Annotated in this window: 17 protein-coding genes, 1 tRNA gene and 1 pseudogene; 3 read left to right on the forward strand and 16 right to left on the reverse strand. The window is 61.8% G+C overall.

Going from position 1 to position 24,671, the window contains the following annotated elements:
- Window positions 1–16 precede the first annotated feature (16 nt).
- From JV18_RS0102475 to JV18_RS0102545, 16 genes and pseudogenes are all read right to left on the reverse strand, one after another.
- Window positions 17–3,289, reverse strand: a complete 3,273-nt coding sequence (locus tag JV18_RS0102475) for a Mur ligase family protein (protein ID WP_081944654.1) — start codon at window positions 3,287–3,289, stop codon at window positions 17–19.
- Complete coding sequence (locus JV18_RS0102480; RefSeq protein WP_033073280.1) at window positions 3,286–4,473, reverse strand: HlyD family type I secretion periplasmic adaptor subunit; 1,188 nt, start codon at window positions 4,471–4,473, stop codon at window positions 3,286–3,288. Before JV18_RS0102480 ends, JV18_RS0102475 begins: the two co-directional genes overlap by 4 nt.
- The gene (locus JV18_RS0102485) at window positions 4,470–6,623 is read right to left on the reverse strand and encodes a type I secretion system permease/ATPase (protein ID WP_033073281.1); all 2,154 of its coding nucleotides are present in this window, start codon (window positions 6,621–6,623) and stop codon (window positions 4,470–4,472) included. The genes JV18_RS0102480 and JV18_RS0102485 overlap by 4 nt, the downstream gene beginning before the upstream one ends.
- The gene (locus JV18_RS0102490) at window positions 6,620–7,957 is read right to left on the reverse strand and encodes a TolC family outer membrane protein (protein WP_081944655.1); all 1,338 of its coding nucleotides are present in this window, start codon (window positions 7,955–7,957) and stop codon (window positions 6,620–6,622) included. The genes JV18_RS0102485 and JV18_RS0102490 overlap by 4 nt, the downstream gene beginning before the upstream one ends.
- 93 nt (window positions 7,958–8,050) lie before the next feature.
- A complete protein-coding gene (locus tag JV18_RS15540) occupies window positions 8,051–10,606 on the reverse strand; it encodes a BapA/Bap/LapF family large adhesin (protein WP_033073283.1) in 2,556 nt (851 codons plus the stop codon).
- A 17-nt stretch (window positions 10,607–10,623) separates the two neighbouring features.
- Window positions 10,624–11,637, reverse strand: coding sequence for a hypothetical protein (locus JV18_RS15545; RefSeq protein ID WP_033073284.1), 1,014 nt, complete (start codon window positions 11,635–11,637; stop codon window positions 10,624–10,626).
- A gap of 118 nt (window positions 11,638–11,755) precedes the next feature.
- Window positions 11,756–12,103: pseudogene (locus JV18_RS15775) on the reverse strand (BapA/Bap/LapF family prefix-like domain-containing protein); the annotation flags it as partial.
- Between the two features lie 371 nt (window positions 12,104–12,474).
- Window positions 12,475–12,651, reverse strand: coding sequence for a hypothetical protein (locus JV18_RS15355; RefSeq protein ID WP_160174156.1), 177 nt, complete (start codon window positions 12,649–12,651; stop codon window positions 12,475–12,477).
- A complete protein-coding gene (locus JV18_RS0102510) occupies window positions 12,648–13,412 on the reverse strand; it encodes an MBL fold metallo-hydrolase (protein ID WP_033073286.1) in 765 nt (254 codons plus the stop codon). Before JV18_RS0102510 ends, JV18_RS15355 begins: the two co-directional genes overlap by 4 nt.
- A 13-nt stretch (window positions 13,413–13,425) precedes the next feature.
- Window positions 13,426–14,202, reverse strand: a complete 777-nt coding sequence (locus JV18_RS0102515; protein ID WP_033073287.1) for a TatD family hydrolase — start codon at window positions 14,200–14,202, stop codon at window positions 13,426–13,428.
- The gene (metG, locus tag JV18_RS0102520; RefSeq protein WP_033073288.1) at window positions 14,202–15,803 is read right to left on the reverse strand and encodes a methionine--tRNA ligase; all 1,602 of its coding nucleotides are present in this window, start codon (window positions 15,801–15,803) and stop codon (window positions 14,202–14,204) included. Before metG ends, JV18_RS0102515 begins: the two co-directional genes overlap by 1 nt.
- Window positions 15,804–15,841: 38 nt before the next feature.
- Entirely contained in the window at window positions 15,842–16,831 is a 990-nt protein-coding gene (locus JV18_RS0102525) for a DNA polymerase III subunit delta' (RefSeq protein ID WP_033073289.1), read from the reverse strand.
- Window positions 16,819–17,448, reverse strand: coding sequence for a dTMP kinase (gene tmk / locus JV18_RS0102530; protein WP_033074855.1), 630 nt, complete (start codon window positions 17,446–17,448; stop codon window positions 16,819–16,821). Before tmk ends, JV18_RS0102525 begins: the two co-directional genes overlap by 13 nt.
- Window positions 17,442–18,704: a D-alanyl-D-alanine carboxypeptidase family protein gene (locus JV18_RS0102535; RefSeq protein WP_144243848.1), complete on the reverse strand. Its 1,263-nt coding sequence runs from the start codon at window positions 18,702–18,704 to the stop codon at window positions 17,442–17,444. Before JV18_RS0102535 ends, tmk begins: the two co-directional genes overlap by 7 nt.
- The gene (locus tag JV18_RS15700; protein WP_033073290.1) at window positions 18,694–19,662 is read right to left on the reverse strand and encodes a septal ring lytic transglycosylase RlpA family protein; all 969 of its coding nucleotides are present in this window, start codon (window positions 19,660–19,662) and stop codon (window positions 18,694–18,696) included. Before JV18_RS15700 ends, JV18_RS0102535 begins: the two co-directional genes overlap by 11 nt.
- Window positions 19,646–20,662 carry a lytic murein transglycosylase gene (locus JV18_RS0102545; RefSeq protein WP_033074857.1) on the reverse strand — a complete coding sequence of 339 codons (1,017 nt, stop codon included), beginning with the start codon at window positions 20,660–20,662 and terminating at the stop codon, window positions 19,646–19,648. Before JV18_RS0102545 ends, JV18_RS15700 begins: the two co-directional genes overlap by 17 nt.
- Before the next feature lie 195 nt (window positions 20,663–20,857).
- Here JV18_RS0102545 and JV18_RS0102550 point away from each other — a divergent pair.
- From JV18_RS0102550 to JV18_RS0102560, 3 genes are all read left to right on the forward strand, one after another.
- Window positions 20,858–20,947, forward strand: a tRNA-Ser gene (locus JV18_RS0102550).
- 53 nt (window positions 20,948–21,000) lie between these two features.
- Window positions 21,001–21,189, forward strand: coding sequence for a hypothetical protein (locus tag JV18_RS0102555; RefSeq protein ID WP_033073291.1), 189 nt, complete (start codon window positions 21,001–21,003; stop codon window positions 21,187–21,189).
- 231 nt (window positions 21,190–21,420) lie between these two features.
- The gene (locus JV18_RS0102560; RefSeq protein ID WP_033073292.1) at window positions 21,421–24,624 is read left to right on the forward strand and encodes an autotransporter outer membrane beta-barrel domain-containing protein; all 3,204 of its coding nucleotides are present in this window, start codon (window positions 21,421–21,423) and stop codon (window positions 24,622–24,624) included.
- Window positions 24,625–24,671 lie beyond the last annotated feature (47 nt).

Consider the following 24,671-nt stretch of genomic DNA (forward strand, 5'->3'; position numbering starts at 1 on the left):
TCCCCGTTCTGTTTCGTCATTGCGCGGTTTGCGACACACCCACTGTCGGCGGAACCGCTTGTCCTTTCTTCTCCTTTGCGTCGCCGATCATATCGGCGGTCATTTTTAACCATTCGACCAGCAGGTGCACGGCGCTGCCATGCGATCCCTTGATCATCAGCAGATCTCCATCCTGAAGATCAGCCATAAGCGCTGCCTGTAAATCGGTCAGGGCTTGCGCCCTCCCCCCTCGACATTCCTCAGGTAGCGCAGACCACAATTCATCATAAAGATTACCGACTAGATAAACTCGGTCGATTTTATTTGCGCTTATCAGGGGGGCAAGGGCCGTGTGGTAAGTTTTTTCTTCGGTTCCCAGCTCCAACATCTCACCAAGAACAACGATTTTGCGGGCCGCATATTCTGCGCCGACGCGTGTGAGCGCCGCCGCCATTGATCCGGGATTGGCGTTATAGCTTTCATCAATCAGGCATATCTGGCGCCCGGACAGGTTGATATGCAGATCGGCGCCCCGCCCTGCCACTGGCGCAAAATCGGCAAGAGCGCTAAGCGCCGCCTCGATCTCGTGCCCGGCGGCCCTCACCGCGGCGAGCGTCGCGAGGCTGTTGAGCGCCATATGTTCGCCGCGCGCGCCCAGCGCATAGTCATATTCTGCGCCAAAGACCGCGGCTTTCACGCGTCCGCTTGCCTGATCATAGGATAGCAGGCGAAAGTTCGCTTCGCCCGAGCGGCCATAATGGAGCACGTCTAGCCCATGCATTCGGGCTGCCATATGCACTTGTTCCCATTCGGCCATATCCCGATTGAGGATAGCAACGCCGCCAGGAGACATTCCCTGGAAAATGGCGCTTTTACGGGCAGCAATTGTCGCCAGATCGCGATGATATTCCAGGTGAGCAGGAAGAATATTGGTGAAAATGGCAATGTCCGGACGCGCGAGCCGGGCGTTGCGCGCCATCCGTCCGATGGCCAGTTCCAGCACAATATGGGGGACCGACCAAGCGATGGATGCGAGATTCCACGCTATTCCATGGGGAAGATTGGCGTTGTGCCGGGTTTGACCTACCTCGCCATAAGCGCCCAGCGCGTGGGCCAGCATGGCAACGACCGTTGTTTTCCCAGCGCTGCCTGTCACGGCCAGCACCTTGCCCTGCATACGTGCGCGGGCATAACGACCCAGGGCCAGAACCGCATCGCCGCCATTTGGCACGGCGAGCAGCGGAATATCGACACCCAATGCAGCAGGAGGCGGAGCGGGGGCGCGTTGTCGATCCGCAGCGACAATTTCGCTTTCTTCGCTTTCTACGACTGGGCCCCGACTGTCATCCTGTTCCGGCCTTCTCTCTTCGCTCGCCCCCGATCCCGCCGCATTATCGGGGACGATCAGCGCGGTGGGCGGGGCTGGCAGCCCCGTCAGGCGTTCGACGCTGACCCCGACCTGCCCCTCTGCCTGCCTTACGACAACCATGTCACCCGAACGCATGGTGACGGGCGCAATGCATAACCCGGTCGCTCGCCATTCAGAGGGCGGTGTGCGCAACCAGAAGCCGCCGGTTGCACGCTCTACATCATCGGGGGTCCAATGATGGAAAGCCGTGGTTTCCCTATCCTCCGCGCCATCCGGGCGATGATCGTGGCCGGCCGCGGTGGAGAGTAAAAACTCCCGATAGGCAACCAACCCCGACAGATAATGTTCGACATCGTCGATACGGATACGAAATGCGTGATGGCGAATGAAGAAGCTGCCCTCGATCGCGTCCGGCCGCGCGAAAAACATTGCCAGTTCCGGCCAGAAATGCCCGTTCAGCAGGTAATTGGCGCGGTGGTGCAGTGCGCGATAGAAAAGATTAAGGTCAAAATCGCGCAGCAGATGTTCATGGGCGGGATCGTCCCGTATCCGTTCGATCATCCGGGCCGCCGCCATCATCAATTCGAGCAAGGTCGGGAAGGTGGTGATGCGCTCCAGCACAAAATCGAGATAGTCGCGGACATTGTCGAGCCCGAATTGATAATAGGTTTCGGACGGGTCATGTCGGGTGAGTTCGTTGATGCAATAGCTCAGCCAATGGTCATGGGTGCGCCAATGTTCCTCGCGCATGAAATGGACGAATCCATTTTCAACGGCATGGAGCCAGCGCCGGTCGCCCGTGCGCTCAAACAACCGCATCAACGCGAAGGCGGCCTCGCCATCATAATAGATGGTGCGAAAAGACTCTTTCACGTCCAGCGCCGGATAGTTGAGCACATGGACGAAGCGTCCGCTCACATCATTTTGCATATAGAGGATGGTGCGGGCCAGTTGTTCGCACAAAGCCAGGTGCCGCTCATCGCCCGTTACTTGGCCATATTTGACCAGCGCCAGAATGGCGAGCGCATTGCCTCCCAGTTTAATTTCCCCGCCGCTATCGACCAGAAAGGCCGCGGCCTCTCCGCCCGGTAGCGGACCGCAATCCACGAGATGCTCGACCAGATAGGCGAGCGCACGGTCAATCGCCGCGTTCAAGACCTTATCGCGCGTCACCTCCCATGCTTCGATCATGGCATAAAGGCTGCTCGCGTGCCGCAGGCTGTTGTAAGCGGCAATCTCGCGATTGAAACAGGGATGCCAGCCATAGCGAAACCGCCCATCCGGGCCGACCTGCCGCGCGAGGTAGCGGCTTCCCCGCTCGATCAGTTGCAAGCTCGAGTCCGCGTCGAGCGGAGGCAAGCTGCGCCTTCCGGCATTGAGACCCTTGCCGCTCAGCGCCTGGACATCGTCGCCGACGGCATGAAAGGCGCCGCGCGTGGTGAACAGCCATATGTCGCGCTTGCCATCAAAATCGACGCGCTCAATACCATGACGTTGGGCAGCATAGCGATTGAAATTCGCTTCATTGACCATCGCCGCCGCTTCGCGCGGGCCGCCATATAGCATGGCATTGCCGTTAAGCTCGGTCTCCAGAAAAGCTTGTTCAAATGCGGCATCAAGCGCAATGCCCAGTCGGAAATAGTTGCGCTTGACGTCCTTCAAGCGCTCGCGAAGCGCGTTCCAACTGCTTCGCTCGACCGCATCGACCCATTCGATGCGAAGCCAGCGCGCAGCGCCGCCTTCCTGCGCCAATTTCTCGGCCGCGCGTTGCCACGCGCTGTCAGCAGTTCCGCCAGTGACGGTCGCCACCTGCGCACGCTGCTCGCCATCGGTCCAGGACAGGAAAAGGACAACCCGGCGGATTCCGCCCGTCACGACTGGCTGAACGGTGCCGAGAGCCTCGCGCATCGAAGCGAGGCGAAGGGCCAAATCCCTGGTCATCGCTCGCGCAGCGCCTCGCGCGCTCGATTGAGCGGCTTGACCAGATATTGCAGCACCGTCTTTTTCCCGGTGTGAATGTCCACCGTGGCGATCATGCCGGGGACGATAGGAAAGCGCTTTCCTTCCTTGTTTACCAAGGCGTCCGAGCCGGTTCGCACAAAGACGCGATAATAATAGATTTCGGGCTGGACCTCGTCACGGATGGTGTCGGGGGAAATGGTCGTCACCCGCCCTTCCAGCCCGCCATAGATGGAATAATCATAGGCGGAGACCTTAACCGTCGCGCGCTGGCCTGGATGGATGAAAGCAATGTCGCGCGGGGAAATACGCGCTTCGATCATCAGTTGATCGTCCAGCGGAATGATTTCCATCAACTTGCCGTTGGGCGGGATCACCCCGCCCTTTGTCGATACTTCGATGCTCTTGACCACCCCGCGCACCGGTGAGCGCAGGGTCAACCGCTCCAGAGTATCCGCGCGGCCGCGCACCACCGGCGCCAGTGCCTGCACCTCCTCATCGGCCTTGGCCAGTTGCTGCCGCGCCTCGACAATATATTGCGAGCGAAGGTCGGCTTTCTTGAGCTGAAGATCAGCATGCTGGCGTTTGAGCCGCAATACTTCGACATTGCTGGCCGCGCCCACCTCGATCAGCGACTCGCCAATGGCCACTTCTTTGCGGATCAGCGCCAGCGATTCGTCGATAAGGCTCAGGGAGGATTGAAGACTGCGCCGCCGTGCTTCGAACAAGCGGGTTTCTTCGGCGCGCAGTTCGGGAAAATCATCAAGCTCATCGGAAAATTTGATCGCGGTCTGGTTGACCTCTGCGCGCAGCCGGGCCGATGCGGCAAGTGCTGCGCGATATTTGGCGGCGCTTTCCTCGACGGTCGAACCGGCCTGTGTCGGATCGAGCTGCGCCAATATCTGCCCCGGCTCGACGATCATATCCTGATGTACGAACAGCTTGGCCAATATCCCTCCTTCGAGCGACTGGATAACCTGCTCGCGTGAGGTCGGCACAACGCGCCCGTCGCCGGTCGCGACCTCATCAAGCTCGGCGAACCATGCCCAGCCAATGGCCGCTGCGACAAGCGCGGCCAGGAGCCAGATCATTCGCGCGGGGCCGGACAGAGTTTCGCTCGGGCCTGCGCCCAGCGGCCAATCATCGGATGGCGGCTGGTCGGTCATGCCCCCCTCCCCTTGGCCTGCATGATTTCCAGCGCCTTGTTTTTCGGGGCATCGAGCGCGATCGCGCCATTTTGCACGACAAGAATGCGGTCGACCAGATCGAGAACCCGCATGCGATGGGTCGCGATAATCACAGTACGATCACGACTCCAATCGCGAAAACGGTCGATGAAAAGCCGCTCGGCAGCCTCGTCCATTGCGGCAGTCGGTTCGTCGAGAAGCAATATGCGGGGCTGGCGGATCAACAGCCGGGCGAGAAGCAGCGCCTGTATTTGTCCACCCGACAGCCCCCTCCCCCCTTCCAGGATCATTTGCTCCAGCCCCTGGCGTGATCGGCGGATGAAATCATCGGCGCCGACCATCGCGACGGCTTCCATGATTTCCTCGGTTGTTGCCTGGGGCCGGCCGAGCAGCATATTCTCCCGAATGCTTCCGTGGAAAAGACGGCTTTGCTGGCCCAGCAACCCGACGTCCCGCCGAACATCCGATGGGTCGAGCTGATGGAGCGCGAAACCGTCAAGAAGGACTTCGCCGGACACCGGCTGAAGAAGACCTGAGCATGCCTGAAGCAGAGTGGACTTCCCGGCGCCATTGCGTCCGACAAGGGCGACTTTCTCTCCCGGCGCAATGGTGAGGTCGGCCACGGTGAGGGCGGGCGGGGTCGACGGATCGCCGTAGCGAAAACTGGCGGCGCGCAGCTGGTAAGCGCCTTCGATCAGGGGGAGCTGGATCCGATGCTCGTCATCCGGATCATCGACCGGCAGTGCCATGATCTGGTCGATGCTTTCCACCCCGATACGGGCATGTTGCAGGCGATTGAGCAGCTGCGCGACCTGGGAGACCGGCGCGATCATACGCGATCCCAAGATGGAGGCGGCAACCAGGACGCCGGTGGTGATGCGACCATCCATCACGAACGGAGCCCCGACAAAGATGATGGCGGCATACACGCCATTCTGGACATTATGCGTCCACACCGTCAGGCTGTTCGTCAGTCCCCGTAGCCGTAAATGCGCCTCTGCAGTGGCCGCGTTGTAATGGTTCCACTGCTGCTGAAAACGCGATTCCGCCTGAAGAATCTTGATATCTTCATGCCCCTGCACGGCCTCGACGAGCATGGCATTGCGAAGCGACCCTTCGCGCATGGCTTCATTGGCAAGGGCGCGCAGCTTTCGCTGTGCCAGAAGGCCGGGGACGATCAAAAGGACAAGGGCCGCAAGCGGGATGAGCGCGAGCGGCCCGGCGATAAACCAGAAAATGGCAAGGAAAAGCAGAAAGAAAGGTATATCGACAAGCGCCGCTACGGTTGTTGAGGTCAACAGCTCGCGCACTTGTTCAAGATCGCGTAGCTGCGCGATAAACGCGCCCGTTGACGTGGGCTTGTCTGAATTGCGCACGCGCAGGGCGTGGCCGAACACGCGGTCGGACATGCGAAGGTCGGCGCGCTTGCCCAATATGTCGATCAAGCGCATTCGAAGCCGACGAAAGAGAAAATCGAAACCGATCGCCAGCAACACGCCCCCGAATAAAATGTAAAGCGTGGGCAGCGATTGGGCCGGGATAACCCGGTCATAAACCTGCATCGAAAAAAGAACCCCCGCCAGGGCCAGCGAATTGGCAACAAGCGAAGCGATAAGAACATGCCAATAAGCCCGCGCATCGCGAAAGAGGATACGCCGCAGCCAATGTTCTTCATAAGGGCGAATATAGGTATCTACCCGGGCGTCGCGCAGCATCCTGACCGGACGGGCTGCAATTAAACGCGCGGAGGCAGCGCACAAGGCCTCCAGCGTCATTTCATTGTCCTGCACTGCAGGGCCGCCCACCACCGTCAGCCTTGCATGCCCATCAGAGGAGATGGAGCGGACCACGACCAGTCCCTCGCCGCCGTTTAACTCAGCGATGAAGGGCAGCCGCGCCACGGTCAGAAAACCCGGCTGCGCAGCGAGGAATTCGACGCGCAGCCCGATCCGGCGGGCCATCGCGCGAATACGATCGTCCCGCTCTTCTGATGGATGCCAAAGACTGGCGAGCTTTGAATTTTCAGCAGGGCCGGGCAAGCGATAATAGCGCGCTATTTCGCCAAGCGCCTCGACCCATTCATTGGCGGCGAACTCGTTTTCAGCCGGAAGGGGTGCACCTGTGCTCACAAGATCACCCCCCTCACCCGCGATCCGGAAAGGCCATAGGCCTCGCGCTGTCGTCCCGCTGCATAGAGACACATTGCTTCCAAGCGGAGAATATCAAAGCGGATATGGACGAGATCGAAGCGAACCTGATGCAATTCCTGCTGTGCGTTCAGGAGATCGACGAGCGTACGGGTGCCCATGTCGAGATATTGGAGGCGATATAAATGCCCGGTTTCCGACATGCTGGCCTGCCTGGCGGTCAAAGTGTCGATGACCTCACGCAGACTTTGAAGCTGTTGCCGCGCCTCGGCAAGCTGGCGGCCGATATCGTTGCGGACGCGGGCTTCGGCTGCGTCGGCTGCCCGCAGTCCATATTCTGCCTCGCGTGCCCGCGCACCATAAGCCCCTCCGCTATAAAGGGGCGCGGAAATATTGAGGCCGATATTATAGTCATTGCGCCCGAACGGGTCGGTCAGGTTGCTCCCGCCGCCGCCGCGCAGCGCCAGCGTCGGCATCCGGTCCGCCCGGGCCCGGTCGCGTTCCGCGCGGGCTTCGTCGCGCTCCGCATGCGCCTGCATCATCGCGGGAATATCGTTCCACTCAGGCTCGCCCCGTTCACATGCCCCGCGAAGGGGTGGGGGCGGGTCCTGGGCCAACTGTGGCGGTTCCGCCCTGCCCAGAAGATAGACCAAATTTGCTTCCCAGCGTTTCCGCTCAGCGCCGATTTCGCGAATGGAAACCTCTGCCGCTTGCACACGGGCTTGCGCCTGGAGCCAATCTGACTTGGTACTCGCTCCCAAACGATAGCGGTGATGGACCAGATCGTTAATCTCGCCAATGCTCGCGAGCTGATCGCGTGCGACCCGTTCCAGTGCGCGCGCGCGTTGAATTTCAACAATGGCAAGGCTGGTGTCGCGCGCCAGAGCATCGACGGCCAGCAGGAGCGTTGCTCGTCCGATCCGCACGCCCGCCTCTGCCATCGCGACATCGCTTTTCAGCTTTCCGAAATCAAACAGCATTTGCGACGCGGATAATTCAGCGCGCGGGCGCCACCCTCCCTGTCCGATCGCGCCATTATATCCGGCGTTCAAACCGCCGCTGATCTGGGGGCGCCCCGCCGCCTCGGCGATCGAAATGCGCTCTTCGCGGGCCGAAAGGCGGGCAATAGCCTCCGTGACCGAAGGATGCCAGGCAACGGCCTCGCGAACCGCACCGTCCCAGCTTAGTTCACCGCTAGTCGGCGAAGCGCCAAAGGATGCGGAAGAGGTGGAGAATAAACCAAAGGAAGCCAAGGCCGAAAAGGCGATTGCCCGTGAAGACCAGCTATATTGCAGACGCCGTTGAAAAACCGGCATTCGCCCTCCGCCCCTTGAGCTCCACATTACGAGTTCATCCGGACAATGTGGACCGGATGAACCCGCTGGTATAGCTATTAGACTGGCGAAGGATCAGATCATCGTTTGATGCGTTGAACCCAGATTATCCTCTGTATCAAATATCAAATATCCCAGTGAATCCTCCATAACGGGGGGGATTTCACTTTCGATTGGTTCGTCCTTCACAGTCCCCGGCACCGATCCGACGCCAGGATCTTCTTGTTCCCCTATTTTCAAATAGTTTTCAAGAAGATTTGCGTCCTCAACCGGCGCCTCGAACAAGTCGTAGGTGAGCGGCGCGGACGGTGCCAGGGCGATCTGCCCCAGCGGAGCTGGCGCATCCATTTCCGCCAACATGATGACATCGCCGCCGTCGGGGATCATCATCATCGCAGCGGCGGGCAGCGCCCCGCCCGGGTCGACGACATCGACTGTCACCGTCAGCTCGCTTTGGGAAATCTCGCCATTGGGATGACGGATCTGATAGGCGAAGCTGTCGGTCAGGTCGACCGCTGAATAGGGCAGTGCCGGGTTCGGGACATAGGTATAACTTCCCGTCTCATCGATGGTCAGCGTACCATGCGCACCGACCAGCACCACTGGCGTGTCCCCAATTTCGGTGAAGCCGCCGCCGCTCTCGACCAGCACCGCGGTGAACAGCGAACCGGCGACATCATTGGCTAGCAGATTGCCCGAGGCCGAGGCGGTGGCATCCACTTCAAAGGCATTGAAGTTCGTGACAGTCTGCGTGAGATCGACATCGGAGGTAAAGCCGAGCGCGGGGCCCGCAGCCTGGACCGTGACCCGGTAATCACCGGGCGGCAATGTGCCGGCATTGACTGTTACCTGTCCCAGTCCCCCTACACCGATCACAGCGGTCAGCGATTGGGTATGAACCACCGCGCTGGTCGCAATATTGGTGACCGTGACCGTATAGGTCGGGACCAGTCCGCCGCTTGCCGTAATGTGGACGACGGCATTCGACTCGGTTCCTGCTGCAACCGAGAAGTTAGCATTGGCGGACTGCGGCCCTCCCAAAGCCGGATTGTTTAGCGTCAACAGATCCGACGTGGATGTGCTGACTTGATGCTTGAAAAGGACACCGGCACTGACGGCATCGCTGGATGCGACAAAGTCGATCGTTGCGTTGCTGCCGGGCGCACCCCAACTCAGCGCCACATCGGGGCTGCCGATCTGGATCGTGAGCGAGGCGCTTTCCTGAACCCCGTCGGGCCGGGCAATCACATAGGTGAAGCTTTCGGCCTTGCCGATGTTCGCGGCATCGCTTCCCGGCGTATAGGTGTAGCTACCGTCGAGATAGATCACCAGCGTGCCAAATTGTCCGGCCACAATGGTGCCGTCAACAATGACGTCGGTCGTTACACCATTGACGATGATGCTGTGCACGACGGTTCCTGCCGGCGCCAGGTCGGCATTCCCTTCGCCATCCACATCGGTGATCACATTGCCGCTGGCATTGATCGCGATGATGTTGGCGATGTCGGTATAATCGCTGTCGGTCCCGCTGACCGAAAGCTCGCCCAATATCCCAAGGCCGGCGACCCCTTCAAAGGCCATGAAGGCACGATATTCCCCGGCGCCCAGATCCTGCATGGCAGCAAGGTCGCCGCCCAGCAGTGAAACGTCGAGGAGGGTTGCCGTGCCGTTGCCGCCGACACCGACCCATTCGCCGTTGATCCGCTGTTGCAGAACAACGCGATAGTCGGAAGCCGCCCCTATATTGGCCAGCCCATTATATTCGAACAGCGCGTCCAATGTGTGGGATTGGCCAACGGTAAAGGTCACGGCACTGCTGAGATTGGCCGACAGATCAATGCTCGCGAGCGACAGCAACGCGACATAGGTATGGCTACCCAGGTCGACATTGGTTGTCGTCGGTATCAGATCGAGCGCGGCGTTATTCACATCATCGACCGCATCGAACAGATCGGGCGCTACGCCCGTTCCGGGGAGCGAGACATTGCCTGTCGCATCGGCCTGAACCGCAGTCAGCGTTTCCCCGTTGGTACGGGCGGCAATGGTGATGCTGTAATTGCCGTCGCCATCGACGGTTCCGGTGCCAAGCACCGTAACCCCGTCGACATCGAAGATCGTCACCGTCGCGCCGATTTCACCCACTCCGGTAACAATGGTGCCGGTGAGACCGTCAATATCGATGGTCGGCGCATCGGGCGGGGTCAGATCGGGCGCGATGCCCGAGCCGGGCAGCGAGACATTGCCCGCCGCGTCGGCCTGAACCGCGGTCAGCGTTTCCCCGTTGGTACGGGCGGCAATGGTGATGCTGTAATTGCCATCGCCATCGACGGTTCCGGTGCCCAGCACTGTAACCCCGTCGACATCGAAGATGGTCACCGTAGCGCCGATTTCACCAGTCCCCGTCACAATGGTTCCGGTGAGATCGTCAATATCGATGGTCGGCGCATCAGGCGGGGTCAGATCGGGCGCGATGCCCGTGCCCGGCAAGGAGACATTCCCCGCCGCATCGGTCAGCGTAACGAACAGTTCCTCGCCATTGATATGCGGCGGAATGTCCACGCTGTAATTGCCCTCGGCGTCCACATCGCCTTCGCCGATAATGGTGATGCCATCGGGCGCATAGACTTTCACCCGCGCATTGGCCTCGCCTACGCCACTGACCTTGGCGCCGGTCGCGACGTCAATAAAGACGCTCGGAGGTAGTGGCGGATCAACATCAGCGTCCGCATCGGCGTCCGCATCAGCGTCTGCATCGGCATCAGCATCTGCATCGGCGTCCGCATCCGCATCAGCGTCTGCATCGGCGTCCGCATCCGCATCAGCGTCTGCATCGGCGTCCGCATCCGCATCAGCGTCTGCATCAGCGTCTGCATCGGCGTCCGCATCCGCATCAGCGTCTGCATCAGCGTCTGCATCGGCGTCAGCGTCAGCGTCGGCGTCTGCATCAGCGTCTGCGTCCGCATCAGCGTCTGCGTCTGCATCAGCGTCTGCGTCTGCATCCGCATCAGCGTCTGCGTCTGCGTCCGCATCGGCGTCTGCGTCTGCATCCGCGTCTGCGTCCGCATCAGCGTCTGCATCGGCGTCAGCGTCTGCATCAGCGTCTGCGTCGGCATCAGCATCTGCATCGGCGTCGGCATCAGCGTCTGCGTCTGCATCCGCATCAGCGTCTGCATCGGCGTCCGCATCGGCATCGGCGTCAGCGTCGGCATCAGCATCTGCGTCGGCATCAGCGTCTGCGTCTGCGTCCGCATCAGCATCTGCGTCGGCATCAGCGTCTGCGTCTGCGTCCGCATCAGCGTCTGCGTCTGCATCCGCATCAGCGTCGGCATCAGCGTCTGCGTCTGCGTCGGCGTCCGCATCGGCGTCAGCGTCGGCATCAGCATCTGCGTCGGCATCGGCGTCCGCATCGGCATCGGCGTCAGCGTCGGCATCAGCATCTGCGTCGGCATCAGCGTCTGCGTCTGCGTCTGCGTCTGCGTCCGCATCAGCGTCGGCATCAGCGTCTGCGTCTGCGTCTGCATCCGCATCGGCGTCAGCGTCTGCATCTGCGTCGGCATCCGCATCTGCGTCCGCATCGGCGTCGGCATCAGCGTCCGCATCACCATCGTCTGGTGGCGTCCGGGGCGCCGGGCTTCCTCCGCCTCCACCGGCGGCGGCTGCAAGCCCCCCTGCTCCTAGCGCGCCGAGAGCGGGCAACAGAAACCCGCCGGCTCCACCGCCTTCACCTGCGGGTGCCAGGGCGGAACCGGGTACAAATTCACCCCAGTCGACGACCTCATAAAAATCGGTGCCGGGACGGGCGAGCCACATGCTCCCGTCCGATTCCTGAAGGATCAGGTCGTTCGTAATCTCGTCGGGATTGTCGGTATAGAAATTGGCAATTCGGATCGTCTCGCCCGATTTCAGGTGCACGACAAGGTCATTGCCTTGTTGCTCCAGCCTCGCCACCGCATCACGGCTCAATTGCAAGCGTACGACGCTTGGCGTTTCAAGTGTGATCTGGTCCAGCGCGACGGCTCGTGCTTCACCCGTTGCTTTGTCGAAAATTTCCGCCGACATTATAATCCCCCTTACGGAAGAAAATACTATCGGTCCCACGGGCGCCCCCGCGCCCATACTATATAGCATTTCATCGACCACGGAATTGTGGTCAAAATTGACATTACTTGGCTATGACAAGCCTATTCTTCCAACCTATTCGTAATAGTTAACGTTTCTCTGCAGATCCGTTTATGGAATCGATTGGATAAACTTTCAGGCAACTGAAATTTTGTAACCCGGCCACTGTAGCGAAGACGCGAGGGATTTTCGCGGGGATTTCAGTCCATTAATGGTTCCAGATCGGCGAAAAGGAACGGCGCCAACAGGGCGCAGGGCAAAAGGCCGCGATTTCCCGCGCAGGACGCGTGCCACCCTTTTGGATATATTTTGGCGCGTCAGGCGAAAAAAGGGGGGCGGAATCGGACAGAACGCCCGCGCCCCGCTCCCCGGCGGGGGCGTCAGCCCGCTCCCGAAACCATCTTGATGACCAGAAAGACGATCGCAAAAATCGCCACCCACGCGAGCCCCATCTTGAGCCAGTCGGCGGCAGGCAGGCGCCGCACGACGAGCGCGCTCAGCACCAGGGTAAAGGCCCCGGCAAACCAGAGCATCTGGACGGTCATGTCTCCGGTCATAATTGTACCTCCAGCCCGTCATAACCCGGCTCGACCCCCGGCGGCAACTCGCCCGCCAGATCGTCATAGTCCATCGTATTGTCCATATGGGTGATGATGGCGCGCGGATTGCCGACCTTTGCCAGCCCTTCCAGAGACATCGCCAGATGCGGATGGGTCGGATGCGGATAGCGGCGCAGCGCATCGATCACGAACAGATCGACGCCCTGAAAGAAATCGACCATTTCGTCCGTGAAGCGCGAAAAGTCGGTCGCATAGCCGATGCGGTGCGCGCCATCGCTGAAGATCAGCCCGCTCGCCTTGATCGGCCCATGCGGCATGTCGATCGCTGAAACTTCGAGCGGCCCGATCGACTGATGATCATGCAGTTCCACCGGATCGACCGAGGCGGGATAGCCCGCATTGCCCGCAAAGGCATAGGTGAAGCGCCACTTCAATATGTCGAGCACATGCGCGCGGGCATAGGCGGGAACCGCCGATCCGCGCAGATGCATGATTTGCCGGAGGTCATCGAGCCCGTGGCAATGATCGGCATGTTCATGCGTCCAGATCACCCCGTCGACCGCGCCTACCTCGGCGTCGAGCAGTTGCAGCCGCATATCGGGGCTGGTGTCCACCAGCAGGCGGAATCCGCCCAGCGAAACGAGGATCGACGCACGGCTGCGGAGATTGCGCGGATTATCGGGGTCGCACTGGCCCCAGTCATTGCCGATGCGCGGCACGCCGGACGAGGTACCGCAACCCAATATGCGAAGTTTCATGCCCGACATCGCATCAGGGTCGCGCCTTGGAAAACAGCCGGTAGAAGTTGGCGGCCGTCGCCTCCCCCAGCGCCTCGGCCTCTTCGCCGCGCAGTTCGGCCAGAAAGGCCAGCGTATCGGCGACAAAGGCGGGCTCCCCCGTCTTGCCGCGATGCGGGACGGGGGCGAGGAAGGGCGCGTCGGTTTCGATGAGCAGCCGCTCGCGCGGCAACCATTTCGCCGTCGCCTGAAGCTCGGCGGCATTTTTGAACGTCACAATGCCCGACAGAGAGATGTAAAATCCGATGTCCAGCGCGCGCCTTGCGAAATCATCGCTGGCGGTGAAGCAGTGGATCACCCCGCCAAAGGGGGCGCGTTCCATTTCTTCGCCCAGCAACGCCAGCGTATCGGCTTCGGCGTCGCGCGTGTGGACAATGATCGGGAGGCCCGTCTGCTGGGCCGCATGGATATGTCGCCGGAAGCTGTCCTGCTGCCGCACGCGGTCGCTCTTGTCATAATAATAGTCGAGCCCCGTCTCGCCGATCCCGATCACGCGGGGATGGGCTGCGCGCGACACCAGCTTGGCGGTATCGACGTCGGGATGATGGTCGGCGTCGTGCGGATGAATGCCGACGCTGGCCCAGACATCGTCATGCGTGACAGCAGCGCCCAGCACCTCATCCCATTCGCTTTCGCGCGTGGCGATGTTGAGCATGGCGGTTACGCCGCGTGCCCGTGCACGCGCGACCACCGCCTCCCGCTGTTCGGCGAGGCCCTTGTAATTGAGGTGGCAGTGCGAATCGACCAGCATCAGGCGGCGTCCTTTCCGCTCCCCTCCCCGGCCTCCGCGCCTTCGGGCAGTTCGAGGCGGGGGAAGATCGGAACGGGCTGTGCCAGCCGGAAATCGCTCGCGGCCAGCTTGGAGCACCAATTGGCATCCTCCAGCGCGGCAAAGTCGCGCGCATTGGACGCAATCCCCATCTGGTCGAGCAGCGCATCGGCTGCGGCGGGAACGACGGGCCGAATCGCGATGGCCAGTGTACGCACCGCCCGACACAGCGTCATCAGCACCGCGCGCATCCGTTCGGGATCGGTCTTGCGCAGCGTCCAGGGCGCCTGGGTGTCGACATATTGGTTGCAGGCGAACACCGCGCGCAGCCAGGCTTCGATACCGACCGAGAAATTCAGCCGCTCAAATTCTGCCGGCAATTGTTCGGTCGCCATGTCGAGCACCTGCCCCAACAGCGCCCAATCCTCATCACGCGCGGCATAATCGCTCGTAAGCTCGCCGCCGAGATTTTTGAAAATCATCGACAGGCTGCGCTGCGCCAGATTGCCGAAACTATTGGCCAGATCGGCATTGGCCGAGCGCACAATCGCCTCGGGCGAATAGGTGCCATCCTGCCCAAAGCTCACCTCGCGCAGCAGATAATAGCGCAGCGCATCGACCCCGAAATGATCGGCAAGCGCCATCGGATCGACGACATTGCCAAGCGATTTCGACATTTTCTCGCCGCGATTGAGCAGGAATCCATGGCCGAAAATCTGTTTGGGCAAGGGCAGATCGGCGCTCATCAGAAAAGCGGGCCAGTAAACGGCGTGGAAACGGACGATATCCTTGCCGATCATGTGGATGTTCGCGGGCCAGAAGCGCTCAAACTCGCTGCCCGGTTCGGGATAGCCAAGCCCCGACAAATAGGTGGTGAGCGCATCGACCCAGACATACATGACATGGCCGTCGCTGCCGGGCACCGGCACGCCCCAGTCGAAACTGGTGCGCGAAATGCTGAGGTCCTTCAGCCCGCCTTCGACGAAGCGCAGCACTTCATTGCGGCGGCTTTCGGGGCGAATGAAATCGGGCTGTTCGGCATAAAGGGCGAGCAACCGGTCCTGATAGGCCGACAGGCGGAAAAACCAGCTTTCCTCGACCGTCCATTCGACCGGCGTTCCCTGCGGTGACAGGCGCGTGCCATCCTCCGCCGTCGTCAGTTCGCTTTCGTCGTAAAAGGCTTCGTCGCGCACCGAATACCAGCCTTCATAGCGGTCGAGATAAAGGTCGCCCTTTTTCTCCATCGCCTTCCAGATCGCCTGCGAGGCCCGGTGATGCGCCGGGTCCGACGTCCGCATGAAATGATCATAGCTGATATTCAGCCGCCCATACATTTCGCGGAAATGGCCCGACATTTCATCGGCCAGATCGATGGTCGCCCGTCCCTGGTCGCGCGCCGTCTGAAACATTTTCAGCCCATGCTCGTCGGTGCCGGTAACGAGACGCACGTCGCGTCCGCGCGCGCGCTGAAACCGCGCCATGACGTCGGTGGCGATGGCTTCGTAAGCATGGCCGATATGCGGCCGCCCATTGGGGTAGCTGATCGCGGTGGTGATATAGAAGGGGGTTTTATCTGCGGACATGCCCGCGCCTTAGCGGGTGGAAGCCGATAGGAAAAGCGTCAGCGTGCGCTGGCCCCTTCGCGCGGCGCAAGTTCGGCCAGACAATTGCCGATTTCAAACCCCACCATCGCCCCGTCATAGGAGCCCCTGATCGCGTCGCGGGCATTGCGCTGCACCCGGTCCCATTGCGCGAGCACGGGCCCCAGTTCGGCAATGGGCCGTTCGCGCGCCAGCCGCGCGAGCAGCCCCGGCACAATGTCGATCACCAGTTCCAGCCGCGCGCGATTGCTGGCGCCGCCGACCTCGCGGGCGAGCGCCTCGCGCAGCCGGTTGCCGGGGTCGCCGCTTGTCAGAATGGCCAGCAGCTTTTTCTCCATCGCGCTGACATCGCTGTCGAGCAGGGCCAGCGCCTTGCCCGGAACCCCGCCCGACGCCGCCGCAATGGCGCGCACATCGGTCATATCGAGCATGGGGCGCAAATCATGCAGCCAGCCGACCATCTGCTCCATCTCCAGCGGCTGAAAGCGCAGGGTGCGACAGCGCGAGCGGATCGTCGGCAACAGGCGCCCCGGTGAATGGCTGACGAGGAGGAACAAGGTCTGGGCAGGCGGTTCCTCCAGCGTCTTGAGCAGCGCGTTGGCGCCGTCATTTTCCAGATCGTCGACCGCATCGACGATGATCACCCGCCAATGGCCGAGCGAGAGCGAGAGATGGAGTTTGCGGATCATCACGCGCACTTGATCGATGCTGATGCTGCGTGCCAGATCCTTGCCTTTGTCCTTGGCGATCCGTGTGAGGTGAAGAATCTCGGGATGATTGCCCGCATCGACCAGCCGCGCCGCGGCTTCATCGCCCACCGCGTCCAGCGACGGGACGCTTCCGCTTCCCGCCGGGCCATGGGTCACCAGAAAGCGCGCCGCCAGCGCGGCGAAGACGGCTTTGCCCATCCCCTGCGGCCCGGCCAGAAGCCAGGCGTGGTGAAGCCGCCCGCTATGCCAGGCATCAAGGAAGGCGCGGCGCGCGCCATCATGGCCGATCAGTTCAGCCATTCATCCAGATCCTGCATGATATGGGCCGTCACCTGCGACGCCGTGGCATCGGCATCGACGATCCGCCAGCGCTCGCCCTCTGCGCGCGCCATGTCGAGAAAACGGCTTGCGAGCCGCTGCTGATAATCGGCGGGTTTGCGTCCCATGCGGTCGGCGCCAAAGGGATCGCGCGCAGCCAGCCGCCGCGCCGCTTCGCCTTCGCTGACGGTCAGCAAAAAGGTGCGGTCGGGCAGCAGCCCCTGCGATCCGAAAAGGTGGAGCGTCAGAATATCATCGTCGGTAATGCCGCCGCCGCCGCCCTGATAGGCGCGGGTCGAATCAACAAAGCGGTCGCACAAGACCCAGGCCCCGCGCTCCAGCGCCGGGCGAATGACGCGCGCGACATGGTCGGCGCGCGCAGCAGCGAACAGCAAGGCTTCGCTGCGCGCGTCCCAGCGATCGTCGCTGCCTTCCATCAACAGGTTGCGGATCGCCTCGGCTCCGGCGCTTCCGCCCGGTTCGCGGGTCGCGATCACTTCGAGCCCGCGCGCGCGCAACGCGGAGCTGAGCGCGGCAATCTGGGTCGATTTGCCAACGCCCTCCCCGCCTTCCAGGGTGATGAAACGCCCGCTCACCAGCCGGTCAGCCGTTGAAAACCGGTCTGTGTCCGGTCCCACCAATTGCCCTTGGCCACGCTATTCGCCGCGATGAGCGGGGTTTTCTGGGGCGGCAAGCCTTCGGGCGTAACGACCAGTTCGGCAATGGGTGCGCCGGCCGCGATTGGTGTGGCCAGCGGAGACTGTGTCTGCATTACGGCGCGATAGCGGCCCGAATGCCCCTTGGGAATGGTGATACGGACCTTGCGCCCCGTTTCGGCGCCGACGGCGGGCGCGCTTCCATCATTGACGTCAACCTGCCCGACTTCGCGGCCCGCGGGCACCAAGTCGCGCCCTTGCCATTGTTCAAAGCCCCAGCGCATCAGCCGTTCGGCCTCCCGCGCGCGCGCAGCTTCGCTGGGCATTCCGGCAACGACCATGATCAGCCGCCGTCCGTCGCGCACGACCGATCCGAGCAGGCAATATCCCGCCTCATTGGTGTGGCCGGTCTTGAGGCCATCGGCCCCTTCGACCCGGCCCAGCAGGGGATTGCGGTTGCGCTGGACGATGGCGCTCCCGTCGGGCGCCTTGCCATGGCGCAGCGTCGGCATCGAAAAATAGCGGGCATAATCTTCGGGATGATCGCGGATCAGCCGGTTGGCGAGCACGATCAGATCGGCGGCGCTTACCTTCGTCACCCCGCCATCGGGCCAGCCGCTCGCTGTGCCAAAACGGCTCGATGTCATGCCAATGTCGGCGGCAACGCGGTTCATCCGCTTGACGAAAGCGGCTTCGCTGCCATCGATGCCATGCGCCAGCAGGGCGGCGGCATCATTGCCCGAAACGGTGATCAGCCCTTTCATCAGCTGATTGACCGACAATTTCTCCCCCGTGCGCAGAAACATGGTCGAACCGCCGTTGCTGCCATTCCATTTCTGCCACAGCGCTTCGGTCATGGTAAACTGCTGTTCGCGCTTCAACTCGCCTTTCTTGAGCATGTCGAGCACAACATAAGCGGTCATTACCTTGGCCATCGAGGCCGGGGCAAAGCGCCTGTCGGCGCCGCGCGAAAAGAGGATTGCGCCCGAATCCATATCCTTCAGCATCACAATCGGCGCTTCGGTGACATAGAGCGGGCGGCTGGCGGGACCGGCGACGGCCTTGGCCGGTGCAACCGGGTCCGCGCTGACGGCTGCCGAAAAGGCCGGAACCGCCACCGCCAGTATTGCCCCTGAAAGCGCTACCGCGGCGCAGCGGCGCGCGACCGGACCAGCGACAGAAAGGGTTTTAGCGGTCACGGACGACTACGGCGTCGCGGAACCCCTTGGCCTTGGCCTTGGCAAGCGCGCCGCCCGCATCGGCCTGGCTATGAAATGGCCCGATGCGTACGCGCCACAAGCGCCCCGCCGGGCTGACCTGTCCGCCGACCGCGCGTGCCGTCGTTTGCGCGCGCGCCTCGGTGCTGAACGCCGCAACCTGCACAAAATATTCGCCGCTGGCAGCGGGACGCGGCGCGGCCGCTTGCCCGCTCCGGGTCGAGCCATCCTCAACGATAAAGCCGTCGCTGCCGGGTTTCGCCTTGCTCGATGCAATGGGGGTGGTCGCGGTGGGCGCGGGCCGCGCGGGCGCGACATTGGCCGGCTTGGGCAAGGCCCTGGCCTTGTCGCGCAAAATGGTGAGAAGCGAATTGGGGGTTGCGATGCGTTCGGGCACCGGTTGCCCGGCACGAAGCTGCGCCCGCTCTCCCATCGGCGGGTTGGTGCGGCGCACGCGAACCGCGGTGGTGCCGGGTTGAAGCCCCAATTGCCGGGCGGCAGCATCCGACAGGTCGATCAGCCGGTCATTGACCATCGGCCCGCGATCATTGACCCGCACCAAAATCGTCCGTCCCGTATCGAGCGCGGTCACCTCGACATAGCTGGGCAGCGGCAACGTCTTGTGCGCGGCGCTGATGCGCGCGGGGTCATAGGTTTCGCCATTGGCGGTCGGTTGTCCCGCACGCGCGGCATCATACCATCCCGCATAACCCACTTCGTCATAATCGGCGACGTCTGCGGGAACATAATCCTTGCCGGCAATCTTGTAGGGCGCGCCGAGCATCGGCGGTCCATCGCTGGCGATTTCGGTCGTTCTGGCAGTGGCTCCATTGCTCGCCGGCAGGGGGGCGCCCTCCCGGCCACCGCCACAGGCGGGCAGCCCGAGCGATACCCCGCCTGCGATCAAAATCCCGACACCGCGCCTAACGATCAATTTCATCCGCCAGCAACCCCACCGATAATGCATAGAAGTTCGAACAATTATAATCGAGTATCGCGCGATAATTACCAGTTAGCAAATAGGCGGTCCGCCCCGGTCCATCGGGCTCCAGCAAGGTCGCCTGAATATCCCCTGCGGGCCAATGCCCATCGACCGGCTGAATGCCCTGTGCCCGCCATTCGGCCATCGTCTGCCAGCGGCTATGGCGACCGAAAACCCGCGAGCAGCGCGTCGGCACGAGGCGGCTTTCCACCCTGTCCCGGTTGAAACCGGTGGGAACGCGCACCGCAACGCCCCACGGCTGCCCCGCACGCCACCCGGCCCGGCGCAGATAGGCGCCGATCGATTCAATCGCATCGGCCTCGCTCGACCAGATACGCGCCTCACCATCGCCGTCGCCATCTTCGGCAACCTGCAAATAGACGGAGGGAAGAAACTGCGGATAGCCGAACGCTCCGGCCCAGCTTCCTTTCAGCACGTGACGCGGCACCCCCTTTTCCACCATTTCGAGCGTGGCGAGAAACTCGGGCTCGAACAAGCTGCGCCGCCGCCCTTCATAGGCCAGCGTTGCCAATGCCTCCGGCAAATCGAAATTGCCGGTCACTTGGCCATAGGCAGTTTCATGCCCGTAAATGGCGATCATCACGCTCGTCGGGACGCCGGTGCGTTGTTCGATGCGCGATAAAAGTGGCAACAGGCGATCATGGACGCGCCGCCCCCCGTTTATCCGGGCTGCATCGACATGTTTGGCCTTATAAGGGGCAAAGGGCGGAATAGGTGTATCCACACTGGGCGGCGCGCCCAGATTGTCGCGGTCCAGCGCAACGACGCGGCTGTTATACTGCAATCCCGCCGTCACCCGATCAAAGGTCGCGCGCGAAACTCCGCGCGCCTGAGCCTTGGGCCAAAGCGACTGGACATAAGCGTCAAACCCCGCATCCCCGCTCATCTGCGCATGAAGAGGAACGGAAGCCGTAAGGAGCCACGCTGAACAAAGCATGCCGAGTCCTGAAAAAAGCTGCCGGATTCTGAAACTTGTTTCGTGCGTCATAAGCCTCCCCATACGGAATATGTCGCATAGATGCACCCATTTTGGCTAGGCGGTGCAGAGACAGGCCGCGATATTCGCGCGACAGGGCGAAATGGCGAATTTCACTTGCCGCTCGCTGCGCACACGTTATGTCGGCGCGCCTAAGGACAGGTGGCCGAGTGGTTTAAGGCAGCGGTCTTGAAAACCGCCGTAGCGGCAACGTTACCGTGGGTTCGAATCCCACCCTGTCCGCCACCCGCCTTGTTGAGAAAATGAGGCACAGGAAATCGGGGCCTCGAAGGGCCGCAATGCAGGAAGCGCCCTTTACATCGCATATTCAGCGGCTGCCGGGCTTGCCACGCATCAGCCAAAGTCGGCGGCGTTTTGTCGAGCGGATGCATCTTTTCGCTCTGCTGAGGGGGGTGGGCTTTGTTGTCGAAGCCGATTATGGCGACTTTGACCGCACTCCTTCACCTCGTCATCGCCCGAAATTCTGATCCTGGCGCGATTGAGGGATTAATATGCCGGAATGGCTATCCGCGCCTTGCGGATAGCCGTTTTGCCAAGCCCTTCCCAAACGGTCGAAAGCTCCCTGCCGCGGAAGCGAAACCGCCCATCGACGGAAAATAACCTCGCCCACGCATTTTCTTCCAAGGTGAACCCAACATGACTCCGTCTTGTGATTGTCCCCGGGAGGACATTCCGATCGCGATCACAAGAGGAACAAAATGCGCAATATCCTGTTGGCTTCAACCAGCCTGGCTGCCGTTATTTCGGTGCCCGCCTATGCCGAGACGAGCATCGGTAACGCTGTTACCACGCCTGTCCGCACCTCGACGATCAAGGATGGGTCGCCCGACGATATTAAGATCACCTCGGCCGGATCGGTAAAGCCGGCTGGCGGCACGGCGGTCACCATCGACAGCAACCACAAGGTCGTCCACGAAGGCAATATCGAGATGACCAATGCCGACGGCGCGCGCGGCATCGTCGCCAATGCCGGCGTGACGAGCGGGATTACCATCGGTTCGACGGGCAAGATCACGCTCGACGAAAGCTATACCCCTACCGACATTGACAAGGACGGTGACCTGGATGGTCCCTTCGCCGTGGGCACCAATCGGGTTGCAGTCGAAACGCTGGGCGCGTTCACCGGCAATATTATCAACAGCGGGACTATCACGGTCGAAGGCAACGATTCGGCTGGCATCCGCCTCGGCGGCCCGCTGACTGGTAAATTCACCACCGATGGCAAAGTCAGCGTGCTGGGCGACAATGCGCTTGGCGTCGGTCTGCAGGATGTGGACGGCAATGTCCGCTTGGCCGGAACGATCAGCGCGGTGGGCAAGAATTCCACGGCAGCGCGCTTGTCGGGCGACATCAATGGCGCTTTGGAGGTACAGGGTACGCTGGCCGCCACTGGCTATCGCACCACGACGCCTCCCGCAGACCCCAGCAAGCTGGACGAAGATGATCTGCTGATCGGCGGCCCTGCCCTTTCCATCGAAGGCGATGTGACCGGCGGGATCATCCTCGCTGTCCCGCCCAAGGACACCAAGCCCGACGACAAGGATGAGGACAAGGACGGCATCGAGGATTCGAAGGAAGGCTCGGCTGCAGTCCGTTCCTATGGCACGGCGCCCGCGATGCGGGTTGGCGCGGCGGGCCGCGACATCACTATCGGTGCGGTTGCTGGCACGGGCACCGGCCTCGGCATCATTATCGACGGCACCGTGGTTGGTGACGGGCTTTATGCCGGAAAGGAAGGCAATGGCCTTCAGATCGGCGGCATGGGCGGCAATGTCACAGTCGCGGGCGGTCTTGGCATCAGCGGCGCTGTGGGCGCGGCTTCAAAGGATGTCGCCGCTACCGCGATCCGTATCGGATCGGGGGCGACGCTTCCTGAAATTCGCAACTCGGGCAAGGTCGAGGCCAATAGCGCGGGCAAGGAAGCCGCAGCCGTCGCCACCGCCATTCTGATCGAAGGCGGCAGCGATGTCGGGCTGATCCGCAACAGCGGCAGCGTGACCGCCAAGACCGGCGGGGACAATGGAACCGCGCGGGCCATCCTCGATCTATCGGGCAATGTCGATACGGTCGAAAACAGCGGCGCGATTAGCGCGAGCGGTGCCAAGGCCGATTCGGGGCGCAATATCGCCATTGACCTGTCGGCCAATAATGGCGGCGCAACGGTGAAGCAAACCGCGGTTGCCTCGGGCGTTACGGCGCCCAGCATCGCGGGCGATGTGCGCTTTGGCAGCGGCAATGATGTTTTTGATATCGCCGACGGCACGGTGAAGGGCGACACCCATTTCGGCGCAGGCGACAACCGCCTCGCCATGTCGGGCGATGCTGCTTATGCGGGCAAGGCGTTGTTCGGTGCGGGCAATGACACGATGGCGCTGTCAGGCACTTCGCAATTTATCGGCAGCGCGGACTTTGGCGGCGGCAGCGATACGCTGAGCATCGCGGGAACGTCGGTTTTTTCAGGCGCGCTGCTCAATTCGCAAGGGCTGGCCGTTTCGGTTAGCGGCGGTGCCTTTGACGTGACGGGCGCGGCGACCATCGCCTCGCTGGCCGTGACCGACAAGGGAATTTTGGGTGTCACGCTAGGCGGCGATGACGGCACCGCGCTGACGGTCACCGGCAATGCAAGCTTTGGCGAGGAGTCGAAGCTGCTGCTGAAGCTCAAGAGCATCGACGAAGCCGAAGGCGAACATGTCGTGCTGACCGCCGGGACGCTGACGGGTGCTGACAAGCTGACCGCTTCCTCGACCCTGCTTCCCTTCCTCTACAAGGGCGAGCTCAGCTCGACGGCCAATCAGCTGATCGTCGATGTCTCGCGCAAGAGCGTCGCCGATATGGGCCTCAATCGGTCGGAAGCCGGGGTGTTCGACGCAGCAATTGATGCGCTGGCGCTCGATACCGATATCGAAGGCGTGTTTCTGGGCATTGTCGAGCAGGATCATTTCCGCCATCAGCTGCAACAGATGATGCCCGAGCATGAAGGCGGTATTTTCGATACCGTCACTTCGGGATCGCGTGCGCTTGCCCGTTATCTGCAAGATCCCAATGCGCCTTACCAGGATGAAGGCAAATGGGGCTATTGGGTCAATCAGGCCGTCTGGAGCACCAAGAAGAGTGTCGACGACACGGCGGGCTATGACGTCAGCGGCTGGGGCATTTCGGCGGGCGCCGAGATCAAGACCGATGTCGGTAATTTCGGCGGTTCGATCGGCTATCTTGCCGGCAAGGACGGCAATGCGTCCAATTCGAACGAAGTCACCAGCAGCCAATGGGAAGGCGCGCTGCACTGGCGCCTCAATTCGAACGGCGTCATGGCTCACGCACGCGTTTCCGGCGCACCGGTCAGCCTGAAAGGTACGCGCATTTTCCGCGCCGAAGCGGGGGCGGAAGATATTGAAGAAACGATGCGCGGCAAATGGGACGCCAAACTCTATTCGGCGTCGGGCTCGGTTGCCTATGACACGCGTGCGGGCGGTTTCACCATCCGTCCCACCGTCGCGGTCGATTATTACAAGCTGAAGGAAGATGGCTATACCGAAACCGGCGGTAGCGATGCGCTTAACCTGACGGTTGCCAGCCGCGACAGCGACGAACTGGCGTTGAGTGGAACGGTTGCGGTCGGCCTCGAATTCGGCGGTGCCGACGAATATGACGGCTGGACCCGCTTCGAACTGGAAGGTGGCCGCCGCCAGATCGTCAGCGGCATGCTGGGCGCCACTACGGCGTCGTTCAAGGACGGCGATCCCTTCACCCTGACCCCCGATGACCGCACCAGCGGTTGGGTCGGACGTCTGCGCGGCCTCGCCGGAAATTCGGCGTTCCAGGTTGGCGGCGAACTCTCCGCGGAAGAACAGCAGGGTCATATGGCCTGGTCCTTCCGTGCGAGCCTGCGGGTCGGTCTCTAGCCCCCCTGACCGGCCCGTTTGCAAGGGGGAAGCCCCCCACCTGTCCT

Origin of the sequence: Sphingopyxis sp. MWB1, assembly GCF_000763945.1 — a bacterium.
In the GTDB taxonomy this organism is placed as follows: domain Bacteria; phylum Pseudomonadota; class Alphaproteobacteria; order Sphingomonadales; family Sphingomonadaceae; genus Sphingopyxis.

Coding starts and splice junctions, on each gene's coding strand:
- JV18_RS15355 (WP_160174156.1), bottom strand. CDS start 12,651: ATGACCGGAGACATGACCGTCCAGATGCTCTGGTTTGCCGGGGCCTTT.
- JV18_RS0102480 (WP_033073280.1), bottom strand. CDS start 4,473: ATGACCGACCAGCCGCCATCCGATGATTGGCCGCTGGGCGCAGGCCCG.
- JV18_RS0102560 (WP_033073292.1), top strand. CDS start 21,421: ATGCGCAATATCCTGTTGGCTTCAACCAGCCTGGCTGCCGTTATTTCG.
- JV18_RS0102475 (WP_081944654.1), bottom strand. CDS start 3,289: ATGACCAGGGATTTGGCCCTTCGCCTCGCTTCGATGCGCGAGGCTCTC.
- metG (WP_033073288.1), bottom strand. CDS start 15,803: ATGTCCGCAGATAAAACCCCCTTCTATATCACCACCGCGATCAGCTAC.
- JV18_RS0102545 (WP_033074857.1), bottom strand. CDS start 20,662: ATGCTTTGTTCAGCGTGGCTCCTTACGGCTTCCGTTCCTCTTCATGCG.
- JV18_RS0102490 (WP_081944655.1), bottom strand. CDS start 7,957: ATGCCGGTTTTTCAACGGCGTCTGCAATATAGCTGGTCTTCACGGGCA.
- JV18_RS0102510 (WP_033073286.1), bottom strand. CDS start 13,412: ATGAAACTTCGCATATTGGGTTGCGGTACCTCGTCCGGCGTGCCGCGC.
- JV18_RS15700 (WP_033073290.1), bottom strand. CDS start 19,662: ATGAAATTGATCGTTAGGCGCGGTGTCGGGATTTTGATCGCAGGCGGG.
- JV18_RS0102525 (WP_033073289.1), bottom strand. CDS start 16,831: ATGGCTGAACTGATCGGCCATGATGGCGCGCGCCGCGCCTTCCTTGAT.
- JV18_RS0102555 (WP_033073291.1), top strand. CDS start 21,001: ATGCAGGAAGCGCCCTTTACATCGCATATTCAGCGGCTGCCGGGCTTG.
- JV18_RS0102515 (WP_033073287.1), bottom strand. CDS start 14,202: ATGCTGGTCGATTCGCACTGCCACCTCAATTACAAGGGCCTCGCCGAA.